This is a genomic window from Actinoallomurus sp. NPDC050550, from assembly GCF_040655075.1.
GTDB lineage: Bacteria > Actinomycetota > Actinomycetes > Streptosporangiales > Streptosporangiaceae > Actinoallomurus.
Genome location: NZ_JBFAJC010000008.1, coordinates 1 through 20,616, shown reverse-complemented (window position 1 = coordinate 20,616; position 20,616 = coordinate 1). Strand labels below are relative to the sequence as shown.

General features: G+C 72.4%; 8 protein-coding genes. All 8 read left to right on the top strand.

Annotation, left to right across the window (positions count from 1 at the left end; all coding sequences use genetic code 11):
* The first annotated feature begins 458 nt into the window (after positions 1–458).
* A complete protein-coding gene (locus AB0I04_RS13430; protein ID WP_360883226.1) occupies positions 459–7,508 on the top strand; it encodes a type I polyketide synthase in 7,050 nt (2,349 codons plus the stop codon).
* A complete protein-coding gene (locus AB0I04_RS13425; RefSeq protein WP_360883223.1) occupies positions 7,501–13,092 on the top strand; it encodes a type I polyketide synthase in 5,592 nt (1,863 codons plus the stop codon). Before AB0I04_RS13430 ends, AB0I04_RS13425 begins: the two co-directional genes overlap by 8 nt.
* Positions 13,093–13,117: 25 nt before the next feature.
* A complete protein-coding gene (locus tag AB0I04_RS13420; RefSeq protein ID WP_360883220.1) occupies positions 13,118–17,035 on the top strand; it encodes a beta-ketoacyl synthase N-terminal-like domain-containing protein in 3,918 nt (1,305 codons plus the stop codon).
* Entirely contained in the window at positions 17,032–17,565 is a 534-nt protein-coding gene (locus AB0I04_RS13415) for a glutathione S-transferase N-terminal domain-containing protein (protein ID WP_360883217.1), read from the top strand. The genes AB0I04_RS13420 and AB0I04_RS13415 overlap by 4 nt, the downstream gene beginning before the upstream one ends.
* Positions 17,481–17,693 carry a glutathione S-transferase C-terminal domain-containing protein gene (locus tag AB0I04_RS13410; RefSeq protein WP_360883214.1) on the top strand — a complete coding sequence of 71 codons (213 nt, stop codon included), beginning with the start codon at positions 17,481–17,483 and terminating at the stop codon, positions 17,691–17,693. The genes AB0I04_RS13415 and AB0I04_RS13410 overlap by 85 nt, the downstream gene beginning before the upstream one ends.
* Positions 17,694–17,884: 191 nt before the next feature.
* Positions 17,885–19,051: a cytochrome P450 gene (locus AB0I04_RS13405; protein ID WP_360883211.1), complete on the top strand. Its 1,167-nt coding sequence runs from the start codon at positions 17,885–17,887 to the stop codon at positions 19,049–19,051.
* Positions 19,052–19,062: 11 nt separating this feature from the next.
* Entirely contained in the window at positions 19,063–19,689 is a 627-nt protein-coding gene (locus tag AB0I04_RS13400) for a hypothetical protein (protein WP_360883208.1), read from the top strand.
* Positions 19,690–19,937: 248 nt separating this feature from the next.
* A partial coding sequence (locus tag AB0I04_RS13395; protein ID WP_360883205.1) for an FAD/NAD(P)-binding oxidoreductase occupies positions 19,938–20,616 on the top strand: 679 nt, incomplete at its 3' end.

Here is a 20,616-nt window from a genome sequence, read left to right as displayed (position 1 = left end):
GAAACGACGAACCCCCAGCTCAGAGCCCGTAGCCGAATTTTCGGCACCGACACGGTCCACATGCGCGGACGCCGGGCCGAGCAGGCACAACCGGTCGACGATCCCGTCGGGGACGAAGTCGGCCAAGGGGTTCGGCCTCGGCGATGACCTGGCAGGTAAGCGACCACGGCCCGCAGCGCGGACCTGACGAACCCGCCCTTGGTCGAGCCAGCAACCAACTGGGGACCGCGAGCAGGGGTGGCCGTCTTCAAGGAGCACCATCAAGCCCACAACAGCCAAGTTCAGAGCCTCACTACGTTCGAGCTACACCCTTAACTTTTATCGGTCTGAATACCGCCCGTGCCGCATATTTGGTTAAATACCGTCCGCAACGGCAGCTCAACGGCACTCATCCGGTCTTCTCGCACGCGAGACGTATGACGCCCGTCAGCGGCCAAGGATGTCGCTGGAGGGCCGAAATGCGACCCGGATCCGTCGATGCCATACGCACGTGGATCGTCGACTGGCTCACCGAGCACTGGGAGCCGACGCCGGACGGCATCGACGGACATGAGCCCTTCGGCCGGTACGGCGTGGACTCGCTGACGCTGACCCGGCTTTCCGAAGCCCTGGAACGGGCGCTGGAACGCCCGGTCTCCCCGGCGCTGCCGTGGAAGTACCGCAGCCCGCAGGCCTTGGCGGCTCATCTCATGGGCGAGACGACAACGGTCCTCGCGCACGCCCCGCCCGCCGACGTCGTGACCGGGGACGAGCCGATCGCGGTCATCGGGCTCTCCTGCCGGTTCCCCGGAACGGCGAACGCCGACGCCTTCTGGCACCTGCTGAGCAGCGGCGAGGACGCGATCACCGACGTTCCCGCCGACCGGTGGCACGCCGCCGACCTCCCGGGGGCCGTGGGCGCGGCACGTGGCGGATTCCTCACCCAGGTGGATCGGTTCGACCCGGAGTTCTTCGGAATCTCCCCGCGCGAGGCCGCCCACATCGATCCGCAACAACGTCTGATGCTGGAACTGGCCTGGGAGGCGCTGGAAGACGCGGGCGTACCCCCAGATGACCTCGGCGGCAGCGGTACGGGCGTCTTCGTGGGCGCCATGTGGAACGAGTACGGGGCGAGCCGATGGGGCCAGGCCGGCCTCATCGGGCCGCACACCACCGCCGGCAACGACCTGAGCATCGTCCCGGCCCGTGTCTCGTACACACTCGGCCTGTGCGGACCGAGCATGGCCGTGAACACCGCATGCTCGTCCTCTCTGGTCGCCGTGCACCTGGCCGCCCAGAGCCTGCTGCGCGGTGAGTGCGACCTCGCCCTCGCCGGCGGCGTGAACCTCATGCTCGACCCGAACACGATGCTCTCGCTCGACCGGTTGGGCGCCCTCTCCCCTGACGGCCGGTCCAAGGCGTTCGACGGGAGCGCGGACGGCTACGGGCGAGGAGAGGGAGGCGGCCTCATCGTCCTCAAGCGGCTCAGTCGCGCATTGGCCGACGGCGACCCCGTCCACTGCGTGATCCGAGGCGGAGCGGTGAACAACGACGGGGGCGGCAACAGCCTGACCGCGCCGAGCCCCCAGGCCCAAGAGGCCGTTCTCCGGCAGGCGTACGCCCGGGCCGGCGTGCGTCCGGCCGATGTCCAGTACGTGGAGGCCCACGGCACCGGCACCCGGCTCGGCGACCCCATCGAGGCCGAGGCGCTGAGCGCCGTGCTGTGCGCCGGGCGGCCGCGGGAGCGTGCGCTGCGGATCGGGTCCGTCAAGGCGAACATCGGTCACCTGGAGGCGGCCGCGGGCATCGCCGGCGTGATCAAGGTTGCTCTCGCGATGAGGCATCGGGTCCTGCCGCCGAGCGTGCGATTCGAGCGTCCGAATCCCCACATCCCCTTCGAGGAGTGGGCCCTGCGCGTCCAGCGTGAGCCGGAGGACTGGCCCGGCGATGAAGAGGGGCGCCTGCTCGCCGGCGTGAGCGGATTCGGTTTCGGTGGCACCAACTGCCACCTCGTGCTCGAGGGCCTAGGCGAAGAGGCGGCATGGCTGGTGCCGGTGGAGGCCGCCACGCCCGAAGCGCTGCGATCGGCCGTACGCGACCTGGCGTCGGCCGTGACCGGTCCAGGACCGTGGCCTCCCCGGCTCGCCCCGCCAGCCGGCGACGGCCGGCGGCACCGGCTGGCGCTGACCGCCCGGTCACGGGACGACCTCATCGCCCGAGCGGACGACTTCCTCGCCGGCCGCGCTCATCCCGGCGTCCGCGACGGACGGCCCGGCGGTGAACGGCCGAAGACGGTGTTCGCATTCGGCGGTCAGGGCGCGCAGTGGCCGGCGATGGGCGTGCGGCTGCTGCGGGAAGAACCCGTCTTCCGTTCCGCTCTGCGCCGATGTGCTGAGGCGATGCGCCCGTACGCGGACTGGTCGCTGCTCCAGGTTCTCTCCGGCGACGACGAGGCCTGGCTGGAGAGCACGCCGGTGGTGCAGCCGGCCATCTTCGCCGTCCAGGTCGCGCTCGCGGAGTTGTGGCGGTCGTGGGGCGTCGAGCCGGACGCGGTGGTCGGCATGAGCATGGGCGAGGTCGCGGCGGCCCATGTCTCCGGGGTGCTGGACCTGGATGACGCCGCCCGCCTCATGTGCGTGCGCAGCCGGATCGCCGGCCGCCTGCGCGGCCGGGGCGGGATGGCGGTCGCCGAGTGCTCGGCGGCCGAGGCACGCGCCGTGCTGGACGAGCATCCGGGCAGAGTGTGGGTGGCCGGTGAGGCCGGTCCACGGTCGACGGTCCTCTCCGGGGACCGTGACGCGCTCGGGCACGTCCTGACCGTCCTGGAGGCCGGTGGCGTCCGTTGCGGGCGCATCCGGGTGGACTACGCGTCGCACAGTCCCTTCGTGGACGACATCCGCGATGAGCTCACGCAGGCGCTGGCATGGCTGCGTCCCCGGGACGCCCGCGTCCCATTCCACTCGTCGGTCAACGGCGGCCCGCTGGACGGCCGGCGTCTCACCGCGGAGCACTGGGTACGGACCGAACGCGACCCGTGGCTGTTCTCCTCCACCGTCCGCGGGTTGCTCGACGAGGGCCACGACGTCTTCGTGGACCTGGACCCCCACCCGGTGCTCGTCGACGCGATACGGCAGCACGTCCGGCCGGACACGGTCGGGCCGGAAGGCGGCCAGGCCGCCCGGTACGACGCCCTCCGGGACGGGCCTGGCAGACCGGAGGTGCTCGTGCTGCCGTCCCTCCGGCGCGGTGACCGCGGGCGCGCCACACCGCTGGAATCCCTCGGCGCCCTGTACGCCAGCGGCGCCGCCGTCGACCTGCAGCGCGTGGACGGTGTACCCGTGGACGACGTGGCCTCGGTACGGATCGCGGTGGTGACGGCCCGCACGCCGGAGGCGTTGCGGGACGCGGCGCGGGCACTCGCGGATCGGTTCCGCGAGGGCGGTGACGCGCCAGTCGGCGACCTGTGCCACACGAGCGCCGTGCGCCGTACGCACCACGAACACCGGCTCACCGTCGTAGGCCGGACCGCCGAGGAGATCGCCGGCTCACTGCGCGTGGCGGCGGACGGCGAACCGCGCGCCGGAACGGCTTCAGGGCGGGTCTCCTCCGGGGACCGTCCGCCGCCGGTGTTCGTGTTCTCCGGGCAGGGCTCGCAGTGGGCCGGCATGGGCCGGGACCTTCTGGACCGCGAACCGGTGTTCCGCCGGGTCGTCGAGTCGTGCGACGAGGCTCTGCGGCCCCTCGCCGGCTGGTCGTTGCTGGCAGAACTGGCCGGTACGGAGGACGCGGGTCGGCTCGACCGTACGTCGGTGGCACAACCGGCGCTGTTCGCGGTCGAGGTGGGGTTGGCGGCCCTGTGGCGGTCCTGGGGGATCACGCCCGCCGCCGTCGTCGGTCACAGCGTCGGGGAGGTCGCGGCCGCACACGTCGCGGGAGTCATCGGCCTGGAGGACGCGATACGGATCGTCCACCATCGCGGGCGCCTCATGGAACGGGCCGCCGGGCTCGGACGGATGGGCGCCGCCGAGCTTCCGCGCGGTCGTGCCCGGAACCTGGTCGCCGGGTACGGCGGGAGGCTCGCGATCGCCGCTGTCAACGATCCGGGATCGGTGGTGTTCTCCGGTGCGGCGGAGGCACTCGCGGACCTGCTGCGGCGACTGCGGGAGGACGGCGTCCACTGTCGTGATCTGCGCGTCGACTATGCCTTCCACAGCGGGCAGATGACGCCGTTCCATGACGAGCTGGCGCGAGCGCTGGACGAGTCACGCCCGGGACGGGCCCGGCTCCCCATTTACAGTACGGTGACCGGGGAGGAGATAAAGGGACCGGAGCTGGACGGCGCCTACTGGGCCGACAATGTCCGGGACACCGTACGCTTCGCCGACGCGATGGAGTCGGCCCTCTCCGCCGGCCACCGCACGTTCCTGGAGGTCGGTCCGCATCCGGTGCTGGTCGCTAACATCGAGGAGTGCCTGGCGCACGCGGGAGTGGAGGGGCGGGCCGTCGGGTCGCTGCGCCGGCAGCAGGACGGGAGTGAGTCGCTTCTCCGGTCGGTCGGAGCGCTCTTCGCCGACGGGCACCCGGTCGACTGGGAGCGGCTCGCCGGTGACTGGGGACGCCGTGTTCCGCTGCCCGCCTATCCCTGGCAGCGACGACGGTACTGGCTGACGCCGCCCTGGTCGGGCGGCGCTTCGCTCCAGCCGTCCTGGAGCGACCGCGGTCACCCCCAGCTGGGCTCGTCCCTCACGTCGTCCGTGCATCCCGGAACCACGTACTGGCAGCAGCGGTTGAGCGTGACGAGGTCGCCGTTCCTCACCGCCCTGAACGTGCGCGGTGAGACGGTGCTGTCGGCCGCCGCGTACCTCGAGATGGCGTCGTCCGCGGGTGCCCGGCTGTGGCCGGGGCAGCCGGTGGAGGTGACCGGCCTGACCTTCGAACGGCTGCTGACCATATCTCCGGAGGACGAACCGACGGTTCAGGCCGTGGCCGAGGAGCAAGGGCCCGGCCGAGTGGACTTCCAGGTGTCCAGCAAGGCCGGCGACTCCTGGGTCCGGCACTGTCACGGCGTGGTGCGACACGCACCGCCGGACGACCGGCGGGCGGCCGAAGAGCCGATCGACCGGATCCGAAACCGGTGCTCCGAGCACCGTCCCGGGATCGAGCACTACCGCCGGCTGTCGGAGTCGGGTCTGGAGTTCGACGAGCCTCTGCGCGGCGTGCGCGACCTGTGGCTGGGAGCGGACGAGGCGCTCGGCCGGATCGCCCTGCCCGCCGAACCGGTGTCGCCGTCCGGTCACCGGATGGATCCCGCGATGCTGGACTCCTGCCTTCAGGTCGCCGCCGCGCTGTGCGACGCCAGCGACGGAGGTTCCCACATGATCACCTCGGTCGACCGGTTCCGGCTCGACGGCCCGGGCACGGGCGAAGTCTGGGCGCATGTCCGGCTCCGTCCGGAAGACGGCCGTGAACGCGTCGCGGATCTGCGGCTGGTCGGCGTGGACGGACGGGAGGTCGGCGTGGCCGACGGCCTGCGGCTGCGACCGCTGCCGCCCTCCACGCCGACACGTGTGGACGCCGGTGACGAGGTGCTCTACGCGCTCGAATGGCGCGGCACGGAGCAGCCGTCGGCCGTCCCGGGCCGGGCCGGCACCGTGCTGGTGCTGGCCGACCGGGGCGGGAGCGGCCACGCGCTGGCCGCCGCGTTGCGGGCGCGGGGCCGGCGCTGCGTGCTGGCCGTACTCGACCGGCCGTACGAGGAGACGGACCCGGACGTGATCCACCTCGACCCAGGCGAGCCCGGAGCGGTCGGCGCCCTGCTGTCCGCCGCGTTCCCCGAACCTCCGTCCTGCGTCGTCCACCTCGGCGCGCTCGACACTCCGCCGACGGAGGCGGCGCGCCCTGGTCATCGGCGGCAGGACGCGACTCTCGCGGCGGGTCGCGTCGCCGCCGGCGTTCTGCACACCGCGCAGGCGCTGGCGGCGGCGGGCCGGCGGGACACGCCCCGGCTATGGCTGGTCACCCGTGGCGCGCAGGCGGCCGGGTCGGGCCCGGTGTCGGCGGCGCAGGCGCCCGTGTGGGGCCTCGGCCGCGTGATCGCCACCGAGCATCCCGAGCTCGCGTGCACGCGCGTCGATCTGGACCCCGGCCTGCCCGCCGATGAGGCGGCGGTCCTGTGCCGGGAGGTCCTCGCGGACGGGCCGGAGACGGACGTCGCCTTCCGCGACGGCGGCCGCCGGGTACTGCGTCTCGCGCGGACACCGCCGGCCGGCCCGGCCGACGCGGGCCGGCGGAACGACGCGCGGCCGGCCGCCGGGGGCACCCATCTCGTCGTGGGTGGATCCCTCCCGCTCATCGCGGCATTGGCGGACCGGCCGACCGCCGGGGACACGCCGGAGCTCTTGGTCGTCCACCGCGAGGCCGCCGCCGAGGCGATCACGGCGGCGATGGCGGGCCGCGTGGGCGTCCGGCTGGTCCGCGCGGACGTCTCAGACCCCGGCGACGCGGCCGCGGTGCTCGCCGGCATCGGCGACCTCCGCGGCGTCGTCTACGCCGGGAGCGACGGGATCGTCGACGACGCGGCCGTCGGGAATCTCACCGCGGACCGCCTGACCGCGGGCCTGGCGTCGACGATGGCGGGCGCCTGGAACCTGCACGCGCTGACCGCCGACCGTGAGCTGGACTACTTCGTGCTGTGGTCCTCCGCGGCCCCGCTGCTGGGATTCCCGGGGCAGGCCGTCCGCGCCGCCGGAGACGCGTTCCTCGACGCGCTGGCCGCCCACCGGCGGCTGGCCGGGCTGCGGGCCACCGGCGTCGGCTGCGGACCGGTCGCACCGGACGAGTCCAGGGGCCGGGCCATCGATGGGGGGAACCGTCTCGCGGCACAGGGTGTCGAGGAGGTCACGACGGCGGACTGCGCACGGGCGTTGCGGCGGTTCAGCGCGGCAGGCCCGGGATCGCTCGCGGTGCTCAGGCTGAACGCACGCCACTGGGTACAGACGCATCCCGGCGCCGCCGCCTCACCCCTGCTCTCCGATCTCCTCGCCGAACCGCCCGCCATCGCGGCGGACGGCGCGTCACTGCGACGGGAGCTGGCAGGGCTGCGCGAGGGGGAACGCCGGTCCAGGCTGGAAGACCACCTGCGCGGTCGGCTCGCCCTCACGCTTCAGCAGGATCCGGCCCGGCTGGACCGCACGACGCCCTTCCAGACCATGGGTCTGGAGTCGCTGATGGCGGTGGAGTACCGGAACCGGCTGGAGGCGGTTCTCGGCACACGGCTGCCGGTGGCGTTGCTGTTCACGTGTTCCACCATCGCCGCGCTGGCCGACCACATCCTGACCGAACTCGATTTGGGCGCCCCCTCCGGCACGGCGTCCGCGGACGCCGGCGACGCGGGTGAGACCGGCGTCGGACCGGGCGCGGCGCCCGGCGCCGACGCCGCCTTCAACGAACTCGACATCGAGGCCATGTCCGATGAAGAGGCCGAACGGCTGCTGCTGCGGCTCATCGAGGCGGAGAAGACGGATGAGTGACCAGGCCACCTCCACGGTCAAGCAGGCCCTGATCACGATCAAGAGGCTCCAGGCACGGCTGGACGCCGAGGCGCGGTCGCGGACGGAGCCGATCGCGATCACCGGGATGGGCTGCCGGCTTCCCGGCGGCGTCACGGACCCCGACGGCTTCTGGCAGCTGCTCGACCAGCGGGTCGACGCCGTCGGCGAGGTCCCGGCCGGTCGCTGGGGCGCGCCGGACGGTGAGGCCGTTCCGCGGCGGGACCCGGCCCGCTGGGGTGCCTTCCTCGAGGACGTGGATCGCTTCGACGCCGCGTTCTTCGGGATATCTCCGCGTGAGGCCGAGACGATGGATCCGCAGCAGCGCCTGCTGCTGGAGGTCGCGTGGGAGGCTCTGGAACGGGCCGGCCAGACTCCGCGGCTGCTCACCGGCTCACGGACCGGCGTCTTCGTAGGCGTCGTCGTGACCGACTACGACCGGCTGTGCGCCGGTGGTGCCCGGGACATCTACACGGTGACCGGGAACGGGCACTCCTTCCCCGCCGGCCGGCTCTCCTACGTCCTCGGGCTGGAAGGACCGAGCATGACGGTCGACACCGCCTGCTCGTCCTCCCTCGTGGCCGTCCACCTCGCCTGCCAGAGTCTGCGGTCGGGCGAGAGCACGCTGGCGCTCGCGGGCGGGGTGAACCTGATGCTGACGCCCGACATGAGCCGCATGCTGGCCGCCGGGCAGGCCCTCTCCCCCGACGGACGCTGCAGGACCTTCGACGCCCAGGCCAACGGATACGTCCGCGGCGAAGGCTGCGGCGTGCTGATCCTGAAGCGTCTGTCGGCCGCGGTGGCCGACGGCGATCCCGTGCTCGCGGTGATCCGAGGGTCGGCCGTCAACCAGGACGGCCGTTCGGCCGGGCTCACCGCCCCGAACGTCAGTGCGCAGAAGGACCTGCTGTGCCAGGCACTGGCCAACGCGCGCGTCCACGCCGCCGACATCGGGTACGTCGAGACGCACGGGACCGGCACACCGCTCGGAGATCCCATCGAGGTCGAGGCCCTCACCAGCGTGCTCGGCGCACCCCGGGAGGATGCCGGCCGTTGTGTGCTCGGCGCGGTGAAGACCAACATCGGGCACCTCGAGGCGGCCGCCGGCGTCGCCGGCGTGATCAAGACGGTGCTCGCGATGCGGCGGGAACGCATCCCGGCCAACCTGCACCTCCGCACGCGGAATCCCCGGATCGATCTGAGCGGGACGCCGTTCCTGCTGCCCGCCGAACCGGTCGACTGGCCTCGGTCCGCCGGACATCCCCGCCTCGCAGGGGTGAGCTCCTTCGGGATCAGCGGCACCAACGCCCACGTCATCCTGGAAGAGGCGCCGGACACGGCCCGGCCGGCCGCGTCACCGGACACCGAGCGCACCATCGTGGTCCCGATCTCCGCACGCGACGACACCGCCCTAAGGGAGCTGGCGGGCTCCTACGCGGCTCTCCTGACCGCCCCGCCCGACGGCGCCGCCGCGCACGATGAGGTGGTTCCCGGCCTCGCCGACATCGCCTACACGGCCGCCGTGCGCCGGCACCACCACGAGCGGCGGGCCGCGTTCACGGCGCGCTCCCGCGAGCACCTCGCCGAGCTGGCCGGCGCCTTCGCGACGGGCCTGAGCCTTCCCGGCGTGGCGGACGGCCGTGCCCGTGGCGACAGAGCCCAGAAGGTGGTGTTCGTCTTCCCCGGTCAGGGCGCCCAGTGGACGGGCATGGGCCGCGAACTCCTCGCGACCGAACCGGTCTTCCGGGCCGCGATCGAGGCCTGCGACGACGCGATCCGCCGGGAGACCGGCTGGTCGCTCATCGAGGAACTCCACGCCCCCGAGGACCGGTCCCGGCTGGAACGGATCGACGTTGTCCAGCCGGTCCTGTTCGCGATGAGCGTCGCGCTGGCCGCATTGTGGCGATCGTGGGGCGTCGAGCCGGACGCCGTCGTCGGCCACAGCATGGGCGAGGTCGCCGCCGCGCACGTGGCCGGAGCGCTCACCCTGGACGACGCCGTACGCGTCGTCTGCCGCCGCAGCGGGCTGCTGCGGCGGCTGGCCGGGCGTGGGGCGATGGCCCTCGTCGAGCTGCCCATGGCCGAGGCGCAAAGCGCCGTGTCCCGCCACGCGGACAGGCTGTCGGTCGCGGCGGCGAACAGCCCGCGCTCCACCGTGGTGTCCGGGGATCCCGACGCGGTGCGGGAACTACTCGACGAACTCGCCAAGGCCGGCGTCTTCGGACGCCACGTCAAGGTCGAGGTCGCCTCGCACAGCCCGCAGGTCGAGCCGCTGCTCGAGGAGCTGCGTGACACGCTGACGGACATCCGGCCGATGACCACACGGATTCCCATGCGGTCCACGGTCACCGGCACTCCGTGCGACGGGAACGAGCTCGACGCCGGCTACTGGGCGCGCAACCTGCGCGATCCGGTGCTGTTCTCATCCTCCGTGCGCGGCCTCCTGGATGACGGCCATGCCCTGTTCGTCGAGCTGAGCCCGCACCCGGTGCTGACGCCGGCCGTCGACGAGGAGATCGCGACCGGCGGACATGAGGGGATCACCGTCGCGTCCTCACGACGGCACGGCACCGAGCGGCAGGTCCTGTCCGAGGCGCTGGCCGCCTTGTACGCGCACGGCTGCCCGGTGGACTGGGAGAAGTACCACGCGGCAGGCGGGCGCTGTGTCCCGCTGCCGGTGTACCCGTGGCAGCGGGAGCGCTACTGGGTCGCCGCCGGTGCGGGCACCGATCGGCCACGGCAGGTCGACGGGCACCCACTGCTGGGTCCCTCGGTGGGCATCGCGTCGCTGCCCGGAACGCGTATCTGGCAGCGGGAGCTCACGCCCTCGAGCCCCGCCTACCTCGCAGACCACCGCGTGGAGGGCGAGGTCGTGCTGCCCGCCGCCGCCTTCGTCGAAGCGGCGCTCGCGGCGGCAGGCCAGACGTACGGCCCCGGTCCGCACCTGCTCACCGATGTCCGCTTCGAACGGATGGCCGTGCTGCCGCGCGACGGCTCGCGGACCGTCCAGCTGGTGCTGGAGCGGCACGAGGACGACGCGTCCTTCCGGTTCTTCGGCCGGACCGACGGCGATGAGAATTGGACACGGCACGCGGCCGGCACCGTCCTACCCGCGTCGGCGGTGGCCCCACCCGCCCGGGGCGAGCGGCCGGACGACGTCCGCGGCCGGTGCCCGGTCGACGTGCCGTCCGACCGGCTCTACCGGAGTTACCGGGACCACGCGATCGACTACGGCGCGGGCTTCCAGGGCGTCCAGCGGCTGTGGCTCGGCTCCGGGGAGGCCCTCGGGCTGATACGGCTGCCGGAGGATCCGGCCTCGTCACCCGCGGAGTACCTGGTCCATCCCGCGATGCTCGACGCCTGCTTCCAGGTTCTCGGCGGACTGCTGCTCGGCGAAAACGACACCGGAGCGTTCGTCCCGGTCGGCCTGGAGCGGCTCCGGCTTCACCGACGGCCGACCGAGCGGGTCTGGGTGCACGCCCGGCCGCGTCACGCCCCGGCGGAGGAGGACACGGACGCCGACCTGTTCACCGGCGACCTGCGGCTGATCGACAACGACGGGCACGTGCTGGCCGACGTCGAGCGGCTGTCCGTACGACGGCTGACCTCGGCTTCCACCGTCCGGGAGCCGTACGAGGACTGGCTGTACCGGCTGGAGTGGCGCCCGGCGGGCACGCCCGGCGGGACCGCGGTGGCGCCCGCCGACGGACCCTGGCTCGTCCTGAGCGACCGGTCCGGCGTCGGCGAGGCGCTGACCGCGCTGCTCGACGCACAGGGCGTGCGGTGCGTCCGCGTCATGGCCGGGGCCGCCTACCGCCGACTGGAAACCGACGCGTACGAGATCGATCCGGAGGACGCCCGATCGTGGACCGACCTGCTCGACGACGCGTTCGGCGGAGGCGCCTGCGCGGGAATCGTGCATCTGTGGAGCCTGGACGCCGGCGAGCGGGTCACCGCCGAGACCCTGTCGCACGATCAGCGTCTCGGTGGCCTGAGCGTGCTCCGGCTCGTCCAGGCCGTCGTACGCGCCGGGTGGCGGAACACCCCCCGGCTGTGGCTGGTCACGCGCGACGCCCATGACGTGGTCGCGGAGGACGGGCTCACCGGGGTCTCCCAGGCTCCGTTGTGGGGGTTCGCCAGGACCCTGGCCATGGAGCATCCGGAGTTCGCCACCATGCGCATCGACCTCCACGCCGGAGCGGAGGGCATCCCGGCCGCCGAAAGGCTCGCCGAGACTCTCGCCGAGTCCGGTGACGAGGACGAGATGGCGCTGCGCACGGACGGGCGGTACGTCGCGCGCCTGGTGCGGGCCTCCTTCGAGGACACCTACCTGGGCACCCGGCCGCGGCCCGCGGTGGGCCCGGGTACGTACCTGATCAGCGGCGGGATGGGCGGGCTCGGCCTCGAGGTGGCCCAGTGGCTCGCGGACCGTGGCGCCGCACGCCTGGTCCTGATGGGCCGGAGCGAGCCGGCGCCGAAGGTCCTGGAGCGGGTCGAGCGGATCCAGGCGGCGGGCGCCGAGGTCGTCATCGCGCGCGGCGACGTGTCGCGGCGGACGGACGTCGCCCGCGTCCTCGCCGGGATCGACGATGGCGGCCCGCCGCTGCGCGGCGTCGTGCACATGGCGATGGTGCTGGACGACCGTACGGTGCTGGAACTCGACGCCGAGCGGTACGAGCGGGTCATGGCGCCGAAGGCACTCGGCGCGTGGAACCTGCACGAGCTGACCCGCGACCGGCCGCTGGACCTCTTCGTCCTGTACTCGTCGGCGGCCACCGTCCTGGGGTCACCCGGCCAGGCCGGTTACGCCGCGGCCAACGCGTTCCTCGGCGCGCTCGCCCGGCATCGCCGGCGCGCCGGCCTGCCCGCCGTGTGCGTGGACTGGGGCCTGTACGCGACCTCCGGGATCATGGCGGATCGCTCCCTGGAGGGTGAACGCCTGTCCGCACTCGGAGTCACCGGGATCGAGCCACGGGAGGGGATGGAGATCCTCGGCCGGCTCCTGCGGAGCGCGCCGCCGCAGATCGCCGCGGTGCGCCTGAACCTTCGTCAGTGGATGGAGTTCTACCCGGCCGCCGCGGGCTCGGCCCTCCTCTCGGAGCTGGGCCGCGAGATCCGGGACCCGGAGACCGGAACGCCGTCGCAGCCGGAGGGACGAGCACGGCTCGCCGCCGCCATGCCGGAGGAGGTCCCCGCACTCGTCGAGGAACTGGTCGGCGAGCAGCTGGGCCGGATCCTGCACCTGGCACCCGACCGGATCGACCGGCAGGGCACCTTCGCCGACCTCGGCATGGACTCACTGATGACGCTGGAACTGCGCAACCGGATCGAGGCGGTGTTCGGCATCCGGTTGGCCGTCAGCGCCCTGTTCGGCTCCCCGACGGTGGCCGCCCTGGCCGAACGGCTGGTGCCGGATGTGACGGAGCCGCGTGCGGCGCGAGAATCGCGGGCACCGGACGCGCCGCCAGCCGGGTCGCCTGCCGGATCCCTGGACGAACTCAGCATGGATGAGCTGCTGGACCTGATCGACGGCTCCACACGCGGCATCGAGGGGAGCACCGGATGAACACGAGTGATCGCGGTGGCACGTCGTGCCCGCGGTGAGCGACGCCGAGCGGCTGGAGGCCGAATACCGTTCCCGGCTGGTGAAGGCGGCCGGCGCCCTGCGGGAGATGCGGGCGCGGCTCGACCGGCTGGAGCGGGAGCGGACCGAGCCGATCGCGATCGTCGGTCTGAGCTGCCGCTTTCCCGGCGGCGCCGATGACCCCGAGTCGTTCTGGCGGCTGCTGGTCGAGGAACGGGACGCGGTGTCCCGGGTCCCCACGGCGCGAACGGAGCAGGGATACCGGCCGGCCGAGGGGAGCACCTGGGGCGCGTTCCTCCCCGACGTGACGGGATTCGACGCGGCGTTCTTCGGCATCACTCCACGGGAGGCCGCTCAGCTCGATCCCCAGCAGCGGCTGCTCCTGGAGGTGGCCTGGGAGGCTCTCGAGCACAGCGGCATCGCCCCCGATCGGCTCTCCGGCACCGACACCGGCGTGTTCGTGGGCATGAGCACCAGCGACTACCTGCTGCTGGGCACGACGGCCGGAGCCCGGTCGCGGAACGCCTACACCGGCACGGGCACCGCACACTGTTTCGGCCCGGGCCGCATCTCCTACCACCTGGGGCTGCGCGGACCGAGCCTCGCCGTGGACACCGCGTGCTCGTCCTCCCTGGTCGCCGTGCACCTGGCCATGCGCAGCCTGCGCAGTGGCGAGACCTCGCTCGCGCTGGCCGGCGGCGTCAACCTGATGCTGGCCACGCCGACGACGGACATGGTCGCGGACCTGCAGGCCCTGTCACCGGACGGCCGGTGCCGCACGTTCGACGCGTGGGCCAACGGGTTCGTCCGCGGCGAGGGCTGCGGCTTCGTCGTCCTCAAGCGGCTCGCCGACGCCCGCGCGGACGGCGACCGTGTGTGGGCTCTGCTCCGAGGCTCGGCGGTGAACCAGGACGGGCGGTCGGCCGGCCTGACGGCGCCGAACGCCGACGCGCAGCAGGCCATGCTGCGCCGTGCGCTGGACGACGCGCGCGTCTCGGCGTCGGACATCGGGTTCGTCGAGACCCACGGCACCGGCACGTCGCTCGGCGACCCTATCGAGGTCGATGCCCTGACCGAGGTGTTCGGACCGCCACGGCCCGACGGCGCGACGTGCGCGCTCGGCGCGGTGAAGACCAACATCGGTCATCTGGAGGCCGCGGCCGGCATCGCCGGGCTGATCAAGACGGTGCTGGCGCTGCGGTACGAGACCATCCCCGCCAACCTGCACTTCCGGACGCTGAACCCGCGGATCACCCTGGACGGCACTCCGTTCACGCTGCCGGTCCGGCCGCTTCCGTGGCCGGCCGGTGACCGGCCGAGGCTCGCCGGGGTGAGCTCCTTCGGAATGAGCGGCACGAACGCGCACCTCATCGTGGAGGAGGCGGCTCCTGAGGAATCCGGTCCGCCTTCGGCGGGCCCGGTCCTCGTTCCCGTCTCGGCACGCGAACCCGGAGCGCTGCCGGCGCTGGCCGGAGCGTACGCGGACGTCGTCGACCGGGCCGAGGACATCCGGGACGTGGGCTACACGGCGGCCGCCCGGCGCACCCATCACGAGCACCGGCTGGCGGTCGTGGCGGACTCGCGGGAGGAGCTCGCGGCCTCGCTGCGGGCGTTGGCGGCCGGTGAGCGTCCGGGCGGCACGGCGTCCGGACGGGCGCCGGGACGGGTCCCCGCCGTGACGTTCGTCTTCTCGGGCCAGGGATCACAGTGGATCGGGATGGGCCGTGAGCTGCTCGCCGGCGAACCGGTGTTCCGTACCGCTTTGAAGGAGTGCGACGCCGTGCTCGGGGAGCACGCCGGGTTCTCGATCCTTCGCGAGCTCGCGGCCGGCGAATCCGAGTCCAGGTTGCGGCACACCGAGGTCGTCCAGCCGGCGCTGTTCGGCCTGCAGGTCGCACTCACCGCGCTGCTGTCGTCGTGGGGGATCCGGCCCGGCGCGGTCATCGGGCACAGTGTGGGCGAGGTCGCCGCCGCGTACGCCTGCGGGGCCCTCGATCTGAAGGAGGCCGCTCGGCTCGTGGTGCTGCGCGGGCGGATCATGGGCAGGGCCAAGGGCACCGGCCGTATGGTGTCCGTCTCCGCGGAGTCGGCGGAGGCACGCGACGCTCTGCGAGGTCACGAGGAGCAGGTGGCGGTCGCGGCGGTCAACGGTGGCTCGACGGTGCTGTCCGGAGCGGCCGGTCCCCTGGACGAGGTGGTCGCACGGCTGCGCGGCAGGGGGACGCGCTGCCGTCCGCTGGACGTCGACTACGCGTTCCACTCGCCCGCCATGGCCCCGTTCGCCGCCGCCCTCGCGGCCGAGCTCGGCGAGATCGGCTCCGCCCCGCCGGACCGGCCGATGTTCAGCACCGTCACCGGGGACCGCGTCGCCCAGGGTGGGCTGGACGCGACCTACTGGGCCGCCAATGTGGCGGAACCGGTGCGCTTCGCGGACGCCGTCTCGGCCGCAGCGCAAGGGGGCCGGCGCGTGTTCCTGGAAGTCGGCCCGCACGCCGTACTGACCGGTGATCTGGAGACACTTCTCGCGGGGACCGGCGTCGACGGCCACGTCATCCCGACGCTGCGCAGGAACCAGCCCGAACGACGGTGCCTGCTGCGCTCCCTGGCGGACCTGTACGCGGCGGGAGTGCCCGTGGACTTCGCGCGGTTGTACGCGCCCCGAGGGCGGGTCGTCTCCCTGCCGTCCTATCCGTGGCGAAGGCGGCACCACTGGCTGCCGTCGGCCCCGGCGACGGTGGCCGAAGGGACGTCCGCCGGCTTTGAGGCCGTCCCGGCCGCGACCCGGCCCTGCTGGCCTGGGAGACGACAGGACGTGGCCGGCCTCACCGCCGTGTTCGAAAGCGTCGTGACCCGTGACGCCGTCGCGGACCACCCCGGACGCGAGGTACCGGGACAGTGGGTCGCCACCGACACCGCGCTGGTGGACCTGTCGCTCGCGGTCGCGAACGCGATCCAGGGCGGCGGCCGGATCCAGGATCTGACGATCGACCGGCCGCTCGCGCTGCCCGACGGCGGGGCCCGACGCCTGCAGGCGGTACTGTCGGCGCCCACGGAGGACGGCGTTCCGCTCACCGTGTACGGCAGGGCGGACACCGCCGGCGCCGGGGAGCCGTGGACCGGTCACGCGGATGGGCTGGTGGTCGCCGACGGCCCGTCCGGCGACCCGTGGGACGCCTGGGACTCCGTCTGGGAACGTCGCGGTGCCGCGTTCCCGGTCGGCGATCTGTCCTCGATGCCGCCCGGCACAGCCGGACTGTGGCGCGGCGACCGCGAGGCGTGGTGTCGCCTGGAGGTGACCCCGGATATCGCCGGAGCACGCCACCTGCTGCTGCGGGCCGCGCTCAGTATGGTCCTCGCCGCGGCGGGCGAGCAGGAGAACCCGGCCGCCTGGCGGGTCCTCGCGGTCGGTGAGCTGGCGATCGACGCGCCACAGGCCGGGACACTGTGGCTCCACGCGGCGATCGGGTCGCCCACCGACGCGGCGTCGCCGGCCGGTGACGTCCGGATCGTGGACGACGGCGGAATCATCCGGGGTGAGCTGCTCGGGCTCCGGCTCTCGCCGATCCACGGCGGCGGCGCCGAGTGGGCCGGACGCCAGGACGACTGGAGCGCCCGGCTGCCGGAGCTGCCCTCCGGAGAGCGCCGGGAGTACGTTAAAGCCGCCGTGCGCGCCGACGTCGCCACGGTGCTGGAGCTGACGGAGCCGACGGCCCTGCCCGCCGATCGGGCCCTGCTCGATCTCGGCATGGACTCCCTGATGGCCGTGTCGCTCCGCCACGAACTGGCCCGGCGCACCGGCATCGATCTGCCGGCGACGCTGGCCTTCGAGTATCCGACGATTCGCGAGATCAGCGAGTATCTGCTCGACATCCTCGGCGGGGCCGCATCGGTCGAGGTCGGCGAGAGTGAAGGCGAGGACCGATGAGGGTCTACGGATCGGCGACGAGCGCGTGCACGCACAAGGTGCTGATGGTGTTCGCCGAGAAAGGCCACGAGGCCGAACTCGTCGAGGTCGACGTGCTGCGGGGGCAGGACAAGCTGCCCGAGCACGTGGCGCGGATGCCGTTCGGGGAGATACCCGTACTCGACGACGACGGTTTCCTGCTCTACGAGTCGCGGGCCATCATCCGCTACCTCGACCAACGGCTGCCCGGGCCGTCGCTCACCCCGGACGACATACGCCTGCGCGGCCTGATGGAACAGTGGATCAGCGTCGAGCAGTCGTACGTGAGCGGTCCCGTCTGGGACCTGGTCAGGGCGGGACCCGTGTACGACATCATCCGCCGCAGCCCGGCGGTCGCGCTGTTCCCGCCCCGCCGGACGACGCCGGCATCTCCCGTGCACGCGCCGAACTGGCGCGCACGTTCGGGGTGCTGGACGCGGCCCTGGCCGACCGGCCGTACCTCGCCGGTCCGCGGTTCTCCCTGGCCGAGGTCACCTTCCTGCCGTACCTGACGTACCTGGTCGCCTCCGGCGGCGGTGACCTGATAAACGAACGGCCCCATCTCGCCGCATGGTGGGACAGGATCAGCACCCGCCCGACGTGGCGCGCCGTCGGACGGGTGCTGACCTCCGTCGACTGACCGGCATCCGGCACGGAGCGCCGGTGGCGTGCCGGATGCCGGCCGATCCTGCTTTCCGGCGCCCTCAGCGAGTTACTGACGGAACTCGTCGCGACGGCGACGCCGGGCCCGCCCGACGAAACGACGAAGATCGGAGATGACCAGTGGCCGCCGGAGACGATCGGCATGACCTGTGGCAACCGCAGGCACGCGTGGATCCACTCCCGATCCTGGCCGGTCTGCGCCGCGAGGCGCCCATGGTCCGGCTGTTCAACCCGCACCAGGGCGCTCCGGAATGGGTGGTGACCCGGTACGCCGGGGCGGTCGAGCTCCTGCGAGACCCGCGCTTCATCAAGGACCCCCGCAAGCTGTCCGACCAGGCGCGCGGGCGGTACTTCCGGGTGAGCGAGCTCGGCGAGCTGGATCGTCACATGCTCTTCTCCGATCCTCCCGAACACACCCGGCTGCGCTCGCTCGTGTCGAAGGCCTTCACCCCGCGCCGGGTGGAGGCACTGCGGCCGACGGTGACCACGATCGCGACCCGGCTGCTCGACGAGGCCAGGCAGGCCGGTGACGAGGGCGACCTCCTCGACCGGTTCGCCTTCCCGCTGCCCATCGCGGTCATCGCCGAACTGATCGGGGTCCCTGTCGAGGACCAGGAGCAGTTCCGGGAATGGACCACGATCCTCGTCTCCCCGCCCACGGACGGCGACTTCTCAGCCCTGCGGCGGATGGCCACGGAGTTCCAGGCCTACCTGACCGACTTCCTGAAGCTGCGCCGGGCTCGACCGCGTGACGATCTCACCAGTGCCCTGGTCGCGGTCGAGGAGCATGAGGACCGGCTGTCCCCGGTCGAGCTGATGAGCATGATCTTCCTGCTCATCGCCGCCGGATACGAGACCACGGGCAATCTGATCGGCAACGGCGTCTGGGCGCTCCTGCGCCATCCCGACCAGTTCGAGCGGCTCCGCGCCGATCCGTCATTGATCACCGGGGCTGTCGAGGAGACGTTGCGCCACTGCGGCCCGGTGAAGAACACGACGGGCGCGTTCGCGCTGGAGGACACCTACTTCGCCGGACACCTGATCCCGGCCGAGGAACTCGTCGTCGCGTCCTTGCTGTCGGCGCACCACGATCCGGCACAGTTCCCCGACCCCGAACGGTTCGACATCACCCGCACGCCCAACCGGCACCTCGGTTTCGGACTGGGCATCCACTTCTGCCTGGGCGCTCCGCTCGCACGGATGGAGGCGGCGGTCGCCCTGAGCCTGCTGACGCGCCGATCCCCGGGCCTGTGCTTCGCCGAGGAGCCATCCACCTTCCGCTGGCGCGACGGAGTGTTCGTGCACGGGCTGGAACGCCTGCCCGTGAAGTGGTGAGAGAGGAGAACATGAACATCGACGTGCGCGAGGCCACGCTCGCCGACCTTGACGACATCATGCGCGTGGAGGAGGACTGGACTCCCGACCAGCGAGCGAGCCGCGAGCAGATGCGGGTCCGGCTGGAGAAGTTCCCGAAGGGCTTCTGGCTGTTCCGGCGCGACGGCGAGACCGTCGGCACGCTGATGAGCTGCCCGCTGCGGTACGACCCGGCCGAGGTCTCCGGTTTCAGCAGCTGGGACAAGGTGACCAATCACGGATTCCTGCCCGATATCGACCTCTCCCGGGCGAACTCCCTCTACCTCGTCTCCGGGTCGCTCCGCCGCCACGCGCGCGGCGGCACGGCGTACAAGGTGATGATGGAGACGCCGGTCGCGCTGGCCGAACGACTCGGCCTGGAGTACGTCGTCACGGGGGCGAAGATCCCGGGCTACGACGCGTACTGCCGCCGATTCGGCGAGGTCGACGCCAAGGACTACGCGTTCCTCCGCGTGAACGGCTGCCTCGTCGACCCGTTCCTGGAGATGTACCGCGGCCACCGGTACGTGGTGCCCGACCGCGCCCACATCGTGCCCGGCTATTACCCGGACCCGCCGAGCCGCGACAACGGAGCGATCATCGTGCGCCGCGTCTGCTGAGAACGAGGCGCGCTCCGAAACACCGGCCCCGGAAACCCGTGACCCCGGCGGCATGCCAGATCCAGTCCCTGCTCGACCAAGCCGGCCACACATCGCACCGCCCGCAAGCGCCTCTTCACCGCGGCAGACCTCACCGCCATCAGCACCGGCGCCATCTCCCGTGCCCCGGCCGCCGTTGGGCCGTTGGCACCGCTGCTGTGGGACCTAAGCCCCTGGGTGACGAGGGTGGCGTGGCCGATCTTTGAAGTGTGCGAAGGATAGTGATTCTGGGGGCCGGTACCGGCGGGACGCTGGCGGCGAACCGGCTACGGCGCGCCTACGACATCGGCGAAGCCGAGATCGTCGTGGTCGATCAGGACGACGACCACGTCTACCAACCGGGTCTGCTGTTCATCCCGTTCGGGCTCGCCGAGCCGGAGGAACTCATTCGTCCCCGGCACCGGCAACTGCACGACGGGATCGTCTTCCACCAGGCCGGCATCGACCGCGTCGATCTCGATACCGATCAGGTGCGCCTCGAGGACGGCACTCTGCTGGACTACGACGTGTTGGTCGTGGCGACCGGGTCGGTGCTGCTGCCGGAGGAGACCGAAGGGCTGACCGGCCCCGGGTGGAACGAGAAGGTCTTCACCTTCTACACCCCGGCTGGTGCGGCCGCGCTGCAGCACGCGTTGCACGACTTCACCGGTGGGCGGATCGCGGTCAACGTCGTCGACACGCCCATCAAATGCCCGGTCGCGCCGCTGGAATTCTGTTTCCTGGCCGATTGGTACTTCCGGCAGCGCGGGATCCGTGACCGGGTCGAGCTGACCTACGTGACACCGCTGGATGGCTGTCGGGTGCGGATACTCGATTTCAGTTGCGACCTGGCCTTTTCTGTCTGTCTACGCCGCGCGTCTATACTCGTTGATCAAGCCGCCGAGGACT